Source organism: Klebsiella sp. CD33, assembly GCF_051992865.1.
GTDB lineage: Bacteria > Pseudomonadota > Gammaproteobacteria > Enterobacterales > Enterobacteriaceae > Klebsiella > Klebsiella pneumoniae.
In genome coordinates this window covers 1,883,712-1,895,820 of record NZ_CP197023.1, presented here as the reverse complement: position 1 = coordinate 1,895,820, position 12,109 = coordinate 1,883,712, and the positions used below count along the sequence as shown (strand labels likewise).

At 58.9% G+C, this 12,109-nt stretch carries 13 protein-coding genes; 6 read left to right on the top strand and 7 right to left on the bottom strand.

All coding sequences use genetic code 11. From position 1 onward, the window contains the following. Positions 1-27 precede the first annotated feature (27 nt). The 4 genes from ruvC to aspS are packed head-to-tail and all read right to left on the bottom strand — an operon-like array spanning position 28 to position 3,584. Positions 28-549, bottom strand: a complete 522-nt coding sequence (ruvC, locus tag ACR809_RS09405) for a crossover junction endodeoxyribonuclease RuvC (protein ID WP_002911456.1) — start codon at positions 547-549, stop codon at positions 28-30. A gap of 34 nt (positions 550-583) precedes the next feature. Then, positions 584-1,324 carry a YebC/PmpR family DNA-binding transcriptional regulator gene (locus ACR809_RS09400; RefSeq protein WP_002911459.1) on the bottom strand — a complete coding sequence of 247 codons (741 nt, stop codon included), beginning with the start codon at positions 1,322-1,324 and terminating at the stop codon, positions 584-586. Positions 1,325-1,351: 27 nt separating this feature from the next. Continuing rightward, positions 1,352-1,795, bottom strand: coding sequence for a dihydroneopterin triphosphate diphosphatase (gene nudB, locus ACR809_RS09395; protein ID WP_002911477.1), 444 nt, complete (start codon positions 1,793-1,795; stop codon positions 1,352-1,354). A gap of 1 nt (position 1,796) precedes the next feature. Then, the gene (aspS, locus tag ACR809_RS09390) at positions 1,797-3,584 is read right to left on the bottom strand and encodes an aspartate--tRNA ligase (protein ID WP_002911479.1); all 1,788 of its coding nucleotides are present in this window, start codon (positions 3,582-3,584) and stop codon (positions 1,797-1,799) included. Between the two features lie 267 nt (positions 3,585-3,851). On the opposite strand from aspS, the gene ACR809_RS09385 reads away from it, so the two are divergent. From ACR809_RS09385 to cmoB, 5 genes are read left to right on the top strand one after another with little or no spacing between them, the layout of a single operon-like run. Continuing rightward, positions 3,852-4,418 (top strand): hydrolase, encoded by a 567-nt coding sequence (locus tag ACR809_RS09385; RefSeq protein WP_004145564.1) that lies wholly within the window; start codon positions 3,852-3,854, stop codon positions 4,416-4,418. Continuing rightward, complete coding sequence (locus tag ACR809_RS09380) at positions 4,415-5,233, top strand: DUF72 domain-containing protein (RefSeq protein ID WP_002911483.1); 819 nt, start codon at positions 4,415-4,417, stop codon at positions 5,231-5,233. The genes ACR809_RS09385 and ACR809_RS09380 overlap by 4 nt, the downstream gene beginning before the upstream one ends. A 52-nt stretch (positions 5,234-5,285) precedes the next feature. Then, positions 5,286-5,681: an MAPEG family protein gene (locus ACR809_RS09375; RefSeq protein WP_023157964.1), complete on the top strand. Its 396-nt coding sequence runs from the start codon at positions 5,286-5,288 to the stop codon at positions 5,679-5,681. A 39-nt stretch (positions 5,682-5,720) separates the two neighbouring features. Continuing rightward, positions 5,721-6,464, top strand: a complete 744-nt coding sequence (gene cmoA / locus ACR809_RS09370; protein WP_002911486.1) for a carboxy-S-adenosyl-L-methionine synthase CmoA — start codon at positions 5,721-5,723, stop codon at positions 6,462-6,464. Next, positions 6,461-7,465 carry a tRNA 5-methoxyuridine(34)/uridine 5-oxyacetic acid(34) synthase CmoB gene (cmoB, locus tag ACR809_RS09365; RefSeq protein ID WP_004151451.1) on the top strand — a complete coding sequence of 335 codons (1,005 nt, stop codon included), beginning with the start codon at positions 6,461-6,463 and terminating at the stop codon, positions 7,463-7,465. Before cmoA ends, cmoB begins: the two co-directional genes overlap by 4 nt. An 81-nt stretch (positions 7,466-7,546) precedes the next feature. Here the strand turns inward: cmoB and cutC are convergent, their stop codons facing one another. Together cutC and ACR809_RS09355 are read right to left on the bottom strand one after the other, a co-directional pair. Further along, on the bottom strand, positions 7,547-8,290 hold the full coding sequence (gene cutC, locus ACR809_RS09360; protein WP_044245909.1) for a copper homeostasis protein CutC: 744 nt from the start codon (positions 8,288-8,290) through the stop codon (positions 7,547-7,549). Positions 8,291-8,366: 76 nt separating this feature from the next. Beyond that, entirely contained in the window at positions 8,367-8,936 is a 570-nt protein-coding gene (locus tag ACR809_RS09355; protein ID WP_032435976.1) for a VOC family protein, read from the bottom strand. A gap of 235 nt (positions 8,937-9,171) precedes the next feature. Between ACR809_RS09355 and argS the strand changes: the two genes are divergently transcribed. After that, on the top strand, positions 9,172-10,905 hold the full coding sequence (argS, locus tag ACR809_RS09350; protein WP_064186053.1) for an arginine--tRNA ligase: 1,734 nt from the start codon (positions 9,172-9,174) through the stop codon (positions 10,903-10,905). 61 nt (positions 10,906-10,966) lie between these two features. Here the strand turns inward: argS and bglB are convergent, their stop codons facing one another. Further along, positions 10,967-12,106 carry a beta-galactosidase BglB gene (bglB, locus tag ACR809_RS09345; RefSeq protein WP_002911497.1) on the bottom strand — a complete coding sequence of 380 codons (1,140 nt, stop codon included), beginning with the start codon at positions 12,104-12,106 and terminating at the stop codon, positions 10,967-10,969. Positions 12,107-12,109: the final 3 nt, after the last annotated feature.

Below are 12,109 nucleotides of genomic sequence, written 5' to 3'. Positions count from 1 at the left end.
TGGATAGATATCCAGCCTGATTTGCGATTATCGTAAGCGCCCCCGCGCCAGATTGAGCCGGGTCTCGCTGATCTGAGCGGCATTCTGGCTGACATGGCAATGGGTGATGGCGATCGCCAGCGCATCCGCCGCATCCGCCTGCGGATTAGCGGGCAGCTTGAGCAAGGTGCGCACCATATGCTGGACCTGGCTCTTTTCGGCGCTGCCAATCCCGACAACGGTCTGCTTGACCTGACGGGCGGCGTATTCAAACACCGGCAGCGCCTGATTGGTCGCTGCGACGATCGCCACCCCGCGCGCCTGCCCGAGCTTTAACGCCGAGTCGGCATTCTTGGCCATAAAGACCTGCTCAATGGCGAAATAGTCGGGCTGGAACTGGGTGATGATCTCCGTCACCCCGGCGTAGATGAGCTTCAGCCGCGACGGCAGATCGTCCACTTTGGTGCGGATGCATCCGCTGCCCAGATAGCTCAGCTGCCGCCCAACCTGGCGGATCACGCCATAACCGGTAACGCGCGACCCCGGGTCAATGCCGAGAATAATAGCCATCACGCGCCTCCGGTTAACCGTGGATGCGGCTGCATCACAGGGTGGCTGCGACCTCGTCGGAGATCTCGCCGTTATGGTACACTTCCTGCACGTCGTCGCAGTCTTCGAGCATATCGATCAGACGCAGCAGCTTCGGCGCCGTCTCGGCATCCATATCCGCTTTGGTGGACGGAATCATTGAGACTTCGGCAGCGTCGGCTTTCAGGCCGGCGGCTTCCAGCGCGTCGCGCACAGCGCCCATCTCTTCCCAGGCGGTGTAGACGTCGATGGCGCCGTCGTCATAGGTCACCACGTCTTCTGCGCCTGCTTCCAGCGCCGCTTCCATGATAGTGTCTTCATCGCCTTTCTCGAAGGAGATAACGCCTTTCTTGCTGAACAGGTAGGAGACGGAACCATCGGTGCCGAGGTTACCCCCGGTTTTGGTGAAGGCGTGACGCACTTCCGCAACGGTACGGTTACGGTTGTCGGACAGACATTCCACCATCACCGCGGTGCCGCCAGGGCCGTAGCCTTCATAAATGATGGTTTCCATGTTCGCGTCTTCATCGCCGCCGACGCCGCGCGCGATGGCGCGGTTCAGGGTGTCGCGAGTCATGTTGTTAGACAGCGCTTTATCAACGGCCGCACGCAGACGCGGGTTGGAAGCCGGATCGCCGCCGCCCAGACGCGCGGCGGTGACCAGCTCGCGAATGATTTTCGTAAAGATTTTACCGCGTTTGGCATCCTGTGCCGCTTTGCGGTGTTTGGTGTTGGCCCATTTACTATGACCTGCCATAAAAAACTCTCCAAAAAGCGCGCCCTTTCAGGCGGCGTTAATTACAAATTCTTCAATCGCCTGCCGGTTGCTCCACGACTTGGTCAGCGCAGCGGCTTCCGTCGCGCTGACCCAGCGATAGGCCAGATGTTCGGTGAAAGTAATCTCCCGCTCATGAGGCAGCGCAAGACAGAACCAGAATTCCGTATTGCGCTCTACACCCGGCGCATAGCGATGACGCAAATGAGAAAATATCTCGAACTCCACCGTGCGCTGACAGTCGATTAAGGTCAGTTGCTCGCAGGCAACGTCAATGGCGACCTCTTCCTTTACTTCACGCGCGGCGGCCTGCAGCGCGGTCTCTCCAGCTTCCAGGCTGCCGGTGACCGACTGCCAGAACGCGGGATCGTCGCGCCGCTGCAACATCAGCACCCGTTTCGTATCTTCGGCGTAAATGACCACCAGCACCGAAACGGGCAGCTTAAATGACATATTACTTGTTCTCCAGAGACGCTTTTGCCTCTTTCTCCACAACCTGAATACCCAGCTCACCGAGCGCCGCCGGATTGGCGAAGCTTGGCGCTTCGGTCATCAGGCAGGCGGCCGCGGTGGTTTTCGGGAAAGCGATAACGTCGCGGATGTTATCGGTACCGGTCAGCAGCATGGTCAGACGGTCAAGACCGAAGGCCAGACCTGCATGCGGCGGCGTACCGTACTTCAGCGCATCCAGCAGGAAGCCGAATTTCTCACGCTGTTCCTGTTCGTTAATGCCCAGAATACCAAATACGGTCTGCTGCATCTCGCCGCGGTGGATACGCACCGAACCGCCGCCGACTTCATAACCGTTAATAACCATATCGTAGGCGTTGGCTACAGCCTCTTCCGGCGCGGCTTTCAGCTCATCCGCGGTCATATCTTTCGGCGAGGTGAACGGATGGTGCATCGCCGTCAGGCCGCCTTCGCCGTCGTCTTCGAACATCGGGAAGTCGATCACCCACAGCGGCGCCCATTTGCTCTCGTCAGTCAGGCTCAGATCTTTACCCAGCTTCAGACGCAGCGCGCCCAGCGCGTCGGCCACTACTTTCTTGTTGTCGGCGCCGAAGAAGATCATGTCTCCATCCTGCGCGCCGGTGCGGTCAAGGATCGCTTCCACGATTTCAGCGGTCAGGAATTTGGCCACCGGGCTGTTGATCCCGTCCATGCCTTTGGCACGCTCGGTCACTTTAATATAGGCCAGCCCTTTCGCGCCGTAGATCTTCACAAAGTTGCCGTATTCGTCAATCAGCTTGCGGGTCAGAGAGGCCCCGCCCGGGACGCGCAGGGCCGCCACGCGCCCTTTCGGATCGTTGGCCGGGCCGGCAAAGACCGCGAATTCCACAGACTTCAGCAGGTCGGCGACGTCCACCAGCTCCATCGGGTTACGCAGATCCGGTTTATCGGAGCCATAGCGACGTTCGGCTTCGGCGAAGGTCATGATCGGGAACTCGCCCAGGTCGACGCCTTTCACTTCCAGCCACAGCTGACGCACCATCGCCTCCATGATCTCACGCACCTGCGGCGCGGTCATAAAGGAGGTTTCCACGTCGATCTGGGTGAATTCAGGCTGACGGTCGGCACGCAGGTCTTCATCGCGGAAGCATTTGACGATCTGATAGTAGCGATCGAAGCCGGACATCATCAGCAGCTGTTTGAACAGCTGCGGCGACTGCGGCAGCGCGTAGAATTTGCCTTTGTGCACGCGGGAAGGCACGAGGTAATCGCGGGCGCCTTCCGGGGTGGCTTTAGTCAGCATCGGGGTTTCGATGTCGAGGAAGCCATGGTCGTCCATAAAGCGGCGCACAAAGCTGGTAATTTTCGCGCGGGTTTTCAGGCGCTGCGCCATCTCCGGACGACGCAGGTCGAGGTAGCGGTATTTCAGACGCGCTTCTTCGGTGTTGACGTGATTGGAGTCCAGCGGCAGCGATTCTGAGCGGTTAATGATCGTCAGATCGGAAGCCAGCACTTCGATAGCGCCGGTGGCCATGTCCGCGTTGATGTTTTTCTCTTCACGCGCGCGAACGGTACCAGTGACCTGAATGCAGAACTCATTACGCAGTTCAGAGGCTAACTTCAACGCATCCGCACGATCCGGATCGAAAAACACCTGAACGATGCCTTCGCGGTCGCGCATATCGATAAAAATGAGGCTACCGAGATCGCGACGGCGGTTGACCCAACCACACAGAGTCACCTGCTGCCCAACGTGGGACTGTCGAAGCTGTCCGCAATATTCTGTACGCATGAGATATCCCTTAACTTAGCCGTCGGCGGATTGTCGTCTGCCCTGCAGGCGACGAGGTCGCAGCTTTAGCTGATGTCACAACTGAATGAAAAAAGGCGGCTATTATACTGGAAATTCTGTCGTTCGATAAGTCCGACGCACGATGTACGCTGCTTTGCTGCGCGCTTAACGTCCACACTCACATAAATTAACAAAATTTGTTACTCTTTTGCTGAAGCCGCAAAGGTATTGTAGCCGCCTGACAACAGATGAAGATACGGGGATACCATGTTAGAACTCAATGCAAAAAACACGGCGCTGGTGGTAATCGATCTGCAGGAAGGCATTCTGCCTTTCGCCGGCGGCCCGCATCGGGCTGACGAGGTGGTGGCGCGCGCCGCTCGCCTGGCAGACAAGTGCCGGCAACAGGGTTCGCCGGTCATCATGGTCCGCGTGGGCTGGTCGGCCGATTTCGCCGAAGCGCTGAAACAGCCTGTCGACGCTCAGGCCGGGGCGCATACGCTGCCCGAAAACTGGTGGACCTACCCGGCCACGCTGGGTAAGCAGGAGAGCGATATCGAAGTGACCAAACGCCAGTGGGGCGCGTTCTATGGCACCGACCTTGAGCTTCAGCTGCGCCGCCGCGGGATCGACACCATTATTCTCTGCGGCATCTCCACCAACATCGGCGTCGAATCCACCGCCCGCAACGCCTGGGAGCTGGGTTTTAACCTGGTCATCGCCGAAGATGCCTGCAGCGCCGCCTCCGCCGAGCAGCATCAGGGCAGTATGACGCATATTTTCCCGCGCATCGGCCGGGTGCGCAGTACCGAGGAGATCCTCACGGCGCTATGATTTATATTGGGCTTCCCCAGTGGTCGCACCCGAAATGGGTGCGCCTTGGCATCACCAGCCTTGAAGAGTACGCCCGCCACTTTAACTGCGTGGAGGGCAACACCACCCTGTATGCGCTACCAAAGCCGGAGATTGTCGCCCGCTGGTACGAACAGACCCACGATGACTTCCGCTTCTGCTTCAAATTCCCGGCCACCATCTCGCACCAGGCCGCCCTGCGCCATTGCGACGAGTTAAGCAGCGAATTTTTTGCCCGCCTGGCGCCGCTGGCCTCGCGCATCGGCCAGTACTGGCTGCAGCTGCCGGCGACGTTCGGTCCTCGCGATCTCCCCGCGCTATGGCATTTTCTCGACGGACTGCCGAAGGATTTCACCTACGGCGTCGAAGTTCGTCATCCCGAGTTTTTCGCCAAAGGGGAAGCGGAACAGCAGCTCAACCGCGGGCTGCACGAGCGTAACGTCAACCGCGTGATCCTCGACAGCCGCCCGGTCCATAGCGCTGCGGCCACCAGTCCGGCGATGATCGATGCCCAACAAAAGAAACCGAAGGTGCCGGTACATGCGGTGATGACCGCCCGGCAGCCAATGGTGCGGTTTATCGGCGGTGACGATATGGCCCATAACCGGGAACTGTTTCGCGTCTGGCTTCAGACCCTGGCGAAGTGGCATCAGTCGGGGACCCCGTGGTTGTTCCTGCATACTCCGGACATTGCTTTCGCCCCGGCGCTGGTGGATACCCTGTGGGGTGACCTGCGCGCTGCCCTGCCGGCGGCAGGAAATGCGCCGTCGATTCCGCAGCAATCTTCTCTTTTCTGATATCCTGCTATCATATCCGGAGCCATCTGCCAGAGTTAAAGGGAGTTTTCGTATGGTCAGCGCGCTGTATGCCGTTTTAGGTGCGTTATTGTTAGTGAAGTTCTCATTTGACGTGGTGCGTCTGCGCACCCAATACCATGTAGGCTACGGTGACGGCGGCTTTAGCGAGCTGCAGGTTGCCATCCGTGTTCACGGCAATGCCGTCGAATATGTGCCGATTGGCCTCATTTTGCTGTTATTTATGGAGATGAACGGCGCTCTGACCTGGATGGTGCACGTTTGCGGGATTTTATTGATTGTCGGGCGACTGATGCACTCCTGGGGTTTTCATCACCGCGTCTACTACTGGCGCCGCTCCGGCATGAGCGCCACCTGGTGCGCGTTGTTGCTAATGGTGCTGGCCAATCTTTGGTATATGCCCTGGGAGTTGGTTTTCTCCCTCCGTTAGCGCACAATACGCCGTTTTCGTTTTTTCGGGTTTAACGTTATGTCTCACCGCGATACGCTTTTTTCCGCGCCGATTGCCAGCCTCGGCGACTGGACCTTTGATGAACGGGTTGCTGAAGTCTTCCCCGATATGATCCAGCGTTCTGTGCCCGGCTACTCCAATATCATCTCGATGATCGGCATGCTGGCCGAGCGCTTCGTTCAGCCCAACACTCAGGTTTACGATCTTGGCTGTTCGCTGGGCGCCGCCACCCTCTCCGTGCGCCGCAATATTAGCCATCCGGGCTGTCGCATTATCGCTATCGATAACTCGCCCGCGATGGTGGAGCGCTGCCGTCGCCATATTGACGCTTATAAAGCGCCGACGCCGGTCGAAGTGATTGAAGGGGATATCCGCGACGTGACCATTGAAAACGCCTCGCTGGTGATCCTGAACTTTACTATTCAGTTCCTTGAGCCGGGCGATCGCCAGGCGATCCTCAATAAAGTCTATCAGGGGCTGAATCCGGGCGGCGCGCTGGTGCTCTCGGAAAAATTCAGCTTCGAAGACGCCCACGTTGGCGAACTGTTGTTCAATATGCATCATGACTTTAAGCGCGCCAACGGCTACAGCGAACTGGAGATCAGCCAGAAACGCAGCATGCTGGAAAATGTGATGCTGACGGACTCTGTCGAAACCCATAAAGCCCGCCTGCGTCAGGCTGGGTTTGAACATGCCGAACTGTGGTTCCAGTGCTTTAACTTTGGCTCGCTGGTGGCCGTGAAAGCCGGGGAGCAGGCATGATCGACTTCAGTAACTTCTATCAGCTGATCGCCAAAAGCCCGCTGTCTCACTGGCTGGAGACGCTGCCTGCCCAGGTAGCCGCCTGGCAGCGCGATGCCCTGCACGGCAAGTTTCGTGAATGGGAGCGCGCCGTAGAATTTCTGCCGGAGCTAACGCCCTGGCGTCTGGATCTTCTGCACAGCGTCACCGCCGAGAGCGAAACGCCGCTCAGCGAAGGCCATCAGCGGCGGATCGAAAATCTGCTTAAAAACCTGATGCCGTGGCGCAAAGGCCCTTATTCGCTGTACGGCATCAATATCGATACCGAATGGCGATCCGACTGGAAATGGGAGCGCGTTCTGCCGCACCTGTCCGATCTCACTGGCCGGACTATCCTCGACGTGGGCTGCGGCAGCGGCTATCACATGTGGCGGATGATCGGCGCCGGCGCACATCTGGCGGTCGGTATCGATCCCACCCAGCTGTTCCTGTGCCAGTTTGAAGCGGTGCGTAAGCTGCTCGGTAACGACCAGCGGGCGCATTTGCTGCCGCTGGGCATCGAGCAGCTGCCGGCGCTGGAGGCCTTCGACACCGTGTTCTCGATGGGCGTGCTCTACCACCGCCGCTCGCCGCTGGACCATCTGTGGCAGCTGAAAGATCAGCTGGCGCCAGGGGGCGAGCTGGTGCTGGAGACGCTGGTGGTTGAAGGAGATGAAAATACGGTGCTGGTTCCGGGCGACCGCTATGCGCAAATGCGCAACGTCTATTTTATCCCCTCGGCGGCGGCCCTGAAAATGTGGCTGGAGAAGTGCGGGTTTATTGACGTGCGCATCGTCGACGCCTGCGTCACCTCGACAGAGGAGCAGCGACGCACCGAATGGATGACGACCGAATCGCTGGCCGATTTCCTCGACCCACAGGATCAGCGCAAAACGGTGGAAGGCTATCCGGCGCCATTACGGGCTGTGATCATTGCCACCAAACCGGAAACCCAGCAGTCGCTGGCGAAAAAAGCGAGATAAAAAAAGGCCCCTGTTTAATGGGCAGGGGCCTGGTACGGGCAATCATCATATTGGGCGACATGATGTGCAGCAAAAAACCGTTTAACTTCTCCAGGCGGAGATAATCCTTTTCATCTCCGCCACCGCTGCGCCATTCACGGCGTAGCGTCTGTATTCATCGGCATCGGGATCGGCTGACATCGAAACGCCCGGATGACGAAAGCGCATTTCCGACGGCAACCAGTGGCCAGCCGAGCTATGGACCTCTTTCACCCCCGCCTGCAGAAACAGCGGCAGGTTCGCGGCGCGGACTCCCGCACCGGCCATAATGATTGGAGTATCCCCTGCGGCAATAAGTTCCGTAATTAATGAAATACCTTTCTCCGCCGAGGATTGCTGACCGGAAGTCAGGATACGTTTGACCCCCAGCTCACCCAGCGTTTTCCAGGCCTGACGCGGGTCGGCGCACAGATCGAACGCCCGATGAAAGGTCACCGCCAGCGGCCCGGCCGCGGCCATTATTTTTTTCATCCGCGGGATATCGACCTGGCCATCAGCATCCAGCACGCCGGTCACCAGCCCGGGGAAGCCCAGATCCCGCACCATGCGAATATCGTTAAGCATCGCGGCGAACTCTTCCTCGGTGTAGCAGAAATCGCCGCCGCGCGGGCGAACGATCGGATGCACCGGGAGGGTAATCGCCCCGCGGGCCGAGACCAGCACCCCATAAGAGGGGGTTAATCCCCCTTCCTGCGGCGCGGCGCAGAGCTCAATACGATCGGCGCCGCAGCGCTCAGCCTCCCGGGCGCACGCCATGCTGTAGCAACACACTTCCAGTACCGCCATTCCTCTCTCCCTGATCCAGACAACCTTTGCAGCATGTCACGATTTCACGCGGCAGACGCCGCGCGGCTTCACACTGTTACGTATCGGCTTGCTCGCTGGCGACGATTTGTTCAATAGACCACGGATGAAATTTGACCGTCACGCTGCCGTCGGTCACCGCCAGGGTGGGATTCGGCAGGCGCTCATGCTCCCCTTTCGGCGAGCTGGTTTTGACCACGATCCCTGGCTGGCTGAGTCCGTCATCGGCCAGCAGCGCCAGCGCGCGGGCATTTAAGGTTGCCGGATCGCCGGGCAGGACGATTTCGATATGCTCCCAGCCTTCATGGGGATAACGCTTTTCACCCGGCCACGGCAGCTCAACGATATGGAAGCGCCAGTGCGCCACGCAGACCGGCTCCGTCAGTTTGAACAGGCAAATGGGCCGGCCGTTGATCATATTCTCCGACAGCAGGGTGCCGCACTGCTCCAGACCGCGGCGCCAGCGTTCCGCAGTGGTATTCTGATGACAGCGCAGGGAGATATGGTCGGCGTCGAGCCCGGCGATCTCCAGTCCCAGTCGCGCAGTGAAGCGCTGAAGCGCATCGGAAAATCGCGGGAGATCCGCCGTAATATCGGCCAGTGGTTCAATTTGCTGCCAGTTTGCCATGGGTTTGCTCGTCAATAATGCTCGTCAGTAATGAAAAGGTAATTTACCGTGTTTCGGCCTGCGGACCAACCGCCGCCCCGCTGATGGGCAACTGACCGGCGATGGATTGCGCACGCCGGCGCGCCGCGCGCAATGCTGACGGACGGGGACAAATGCAGTATACTCCCGCCCTAATTTGTCCACATTATGGCGCCGCCTCCCTCGGGGGCAGGCGCATTACACTTAAGGTATTCCGGTGAATATTCAGGCTCTTCTCTCAGAAAAAGTCAGCCAGGCCCTGATCGCGGCAGGCGCGCCTGCCGATTGCGAACCCCAGGTCCGCCAGTCAGCAAAAGTTCAGTTCGGCGACTATCAGGCCAACGGCGTGATGGCTGTCGCCAAAAAGCTGGGTATGGCGCCGCGACAACTTGCAGAGCAGGTACTGTCTCATCTTGACCTCAACGGCATTGCCAACAAGGTTGAAATCGCCGGGCCGGGCTTTATCAATATTTTCCTCGACCCCGCGTTTCTGGCGGACAACGTCAACCGCGCGCTGCAGTCTGAGCGCCTGGGCGTCACGAAACCGCAGGCGCAGACTATCGTCGTCGACTACTCGGCACCCAACGTAGCGAAAGAGATGCACGTCGGCCATCTGCGTTCGACCATCATTGGCGATGCTTCAGTCCGTACCCTGGAGTTCCTGGGTCATAAGGTGATCCGCGCCAACCACGTCGGCGACTGGGGCACCCAGTTCGGGATGCTGATCGCGTATCTGGAAAAACAGCAGCAGGAAAACGCCGGCGAAATGGCCCTGGCCGACCTCGAAGGTTTCTATCGCGAAGCGAAAAAGCACTATGACGAAGACGAAGCCTTCGCCGAGCGCGCGCGCAGCTACGTGGTTAAGCTGCAGGGCGGTGATGAGTATTTCCTGCAGATGTGGCGTAAGCTGGTCGACATCACCATGTCGCAAAACCAGATCACCTACGATCGCCTGAACGTCACCCTGACCCGCGATGACGTGATGGGTGAGAGCCTGTACAACCCGATGCTGCCGGGGATCGTCGCCGATCTGAAAGCCAAAGGGCTGGCGGTTGAGAGCGAAGGCGCCACCGTGGTCTTCCTTGATGAGTACAAAAACAAGGAAGGCGAACCGATGGGCGTCATCATCCAGAAAAAGGATGGCGGCTACCTCTATACCACCACCGATATCGCCTGTGCGAAGTATCGTTATGAAACGCTGCACGCCGACCGCGTGCTCTACTACATCGACTCTCGTCAGCACCAGCACCTGATGCAGGCTTGGACCATCGTGCGTAAAGCTGGCTATGTGCCGGACTACGTGCCGCTGGAGCACCATATGTTCGGTATGATGCTTGGGAAAGACGGCAAGCCGTTTAAAACCCGCGCCGGCGGTACCGTGAAGCTGGCGGATCTGCTGGACGAAGCGCTGGAGCGCGCCCGTCGCCTGGTGGCCGAGAAGAACCCGGATATGTCGGCTGACGAGCTGGAAAATCTGGCGAAAGTGGTGGGTATCGGCGCGGTTAAATATGCCGACCTGTCGAAAAACCGCACCACCGACTACGTCTTCGACTGGGATAATATGCTGGCGTTCGAAGGCAACACCGCGCCGTATATGCAGTATGCCTATACCCGCGTGCTCTCCGTGTTCCGCAAAGCCGGCATCGACGAAAACGCGATGATCGACGCGCCGGTGGTCATCGCCGAAGATCGCGAAGCTCAGCTGGCCGCGCGCCTGCTGCAGTTTGAAGAGACCCTCTCCGTGGTCGCTCGCGAAGGGACGCCGCACGTGATGTGCGCCTACCTCTACGATCTGGCGGGCCTGTTCTCCGGCTTCTACGAGCACTGCCCGATCCTCAGCGCGGAAAGCGAAGAGACCCGCAACAGCCGTCTGAAGCTGGCGCTGCTCACGGCGAAAACCCTCAAGCTGGGTCTCGATACCCTCGGTATCGAGACCGTCGAGCGTATGTAACAAGCAACCCGGCGAAAGCCGGGTTAGTTTTATTCGGCGCCTCGCCAGCGGGGCGCCCTGCTCAGAAGTACTTGCGTAGATACTCCGTCAGACAAAGGATCGCCATCGCCTGACCGTAGGGCATCGAGGTAAGCGGGATCTGGCGATAAAAGTCGAGGTCTGACCCCATCCCGGTGCCAAATGAGGTCTGCAGCAGCTCCCCCTGCGGCGAAATATTCTGCACAATCCCGCGAATCGCTTTTTCAGCCACCCCGGCGTAGTGCTGCCCGACGTAACGCTTGCGCACCGCTTTGAGAATGCCGTAGGCAAAGCCGGCGGTCGCCGAGGCCTCAAGATAAGAGTGCGGGTCGTCCAGCAAGGTATGCCACAGGCCGCTGTCGTCCTGGCATTCTGCCAAGGCGGCAATCTGTGCGTCGAGGACTGTAATCAGATAGCGCCGTACCGCGTTCCCCTCGGGGAGATCCACCAGTTCCAGAAAATCCGGGATCACCATGGTGAGCCAGCTGTTGCCCCGCGCCCAACGCGCCCGGGCAAAGTTATGCCGCCCCTCATAGTTCCAGCCGTGAAACCACAGCCCGGTCTCCCGGTCCATCAGGTTCTGCACATGGAGCAGGAACTGGTAGGTTGCCTCCTCCACATACTGCGGGCGGTTAAGCAGCTTGCCAATTTTGGCTAACGGCAACACGGTCATCATCAGCGTGTCATCCCACATTTGCTGATGGTTCTCCTCCGCCAGAGTCATGTGCTGCATACCGCCCTGCTCGGTGCGCGGCATCTCGTGCATCGCCCACTCCGCCCAGCTCTCCAGCCACGGCAGATACGCCATACGGCCGGTCTCTTCAAAGCGGTAAGCCAGGGTCAGAAACGGGGCCATAGTATTGACGTTTTTGGTCGTTGCCCCCTCGGCGAAGCGGTCGGCAAACCAGCGATCGATGATATCACGCATCTCGATATCGCCGGTTTGCTGGTAATACTGATAGATGCCGTACAGCCCAACGCCGTGGGTCCACTCCCAGCCGGCCCAGCCTTTGGTATCGATCACGCGCCCGTCATCCAGGCGTAGTAAAAATTGCCCGCTCTCATCCTTAATATTCACCAGGTTTTGCGTCACGTTGCGGATTAGCGCCTGCAGTTCGCTGCGGGCGATAAAACGCTCAGGCTGACGCAGTAATGGGCTATGTTTGACCGGCCAAACTTTCATGTT

Excerpts from the sequence above, each read along its gene's own strand:
- ruvC (WP_002911456.1), bottom strand. The coding sequence starts at position 549 with ATGGCTATTATTCTCGGCATTGACCCGGGGTCGCGCGTTACCGGTTAT.
- ACR809_RS09400 (WP_002911459.1), bottom strand. The coding sequence starts at position 1,324 with ATGGCAGGTCATAGTAAATGGGCCAACACCAAACACCGCAAAGCGGCA.
- nudB (WP_002911477.1), bottom strand. The coding sequence starts at position 1,795 with ATGTCATTTAAGCTGCCCGTTTCGGTGCTGGTGGTCATTTACGCCGAA.
- aspS (WP_002911479.1), bottom strand. The coding sequence starts at position 3,584 with ATGCGTACAGAATATTGCGGACAGCTTCGACAGTCCCACGTTGGGCAG.
- ACR809_RS09385 (WP_004145564.1), top strand. The coding sequence starts at position 3,852 with ATGTTAGAACTCAATGCAAAAAACACGGCGCTGGTGGTAATCGATCTG.
- ACR809_RS09380 (WP_002911483.1), top strand. The coding sequence starts at position 4,415 with ATGATTTATATTGGGCTTCCCCAGTGGTCGCACCCGAAATGGGTGCGC.
- ACR809_RS09375 (WP_023157964.1), top strand. The coding sequence starts at position 5,286 with ATGGTCAGCGCGCTGTATGCCGTTTTAGGTGCGTTATTGTTAGTGAAG.
- cmoA (WP_002911486.1), top strand. The coding sequence starts at position 5,721 with ATGTCTCACCGCGATACGCTTTTTTCCGCGCCGATTGCCAGCCTCGGC.
- cmoB (WP_004151451.1), top strand. The coding sequence starts at position 6,461 with ATGATCGACTTCAGTAACTTCTATCAGCTGATCGCCAAAAGCCCGCTG.
- cutC (WP_044245909.1), bottom strand. The coding sequence starts at position 8,290 with ATGGCGGTACTGGAAGTGTGTTGCTACAGCATGGCGTGCGCCCGGGAG.
- ACR809_RS09355 (WP_032435976.1), bottom strand. The coding sequence starts at position 8,936 with ATGGCAAACTGGCAGCAAATTGAACCACTGGCCGATATTACGGCGGAT.
- bglB (WP_002911497.1), bottom strand. The coding sequence starts at position 12,106 with ATGAAAGTTTGGCCGGTCAAACATAGCCCATTACTGCGTCAGCCTGAG.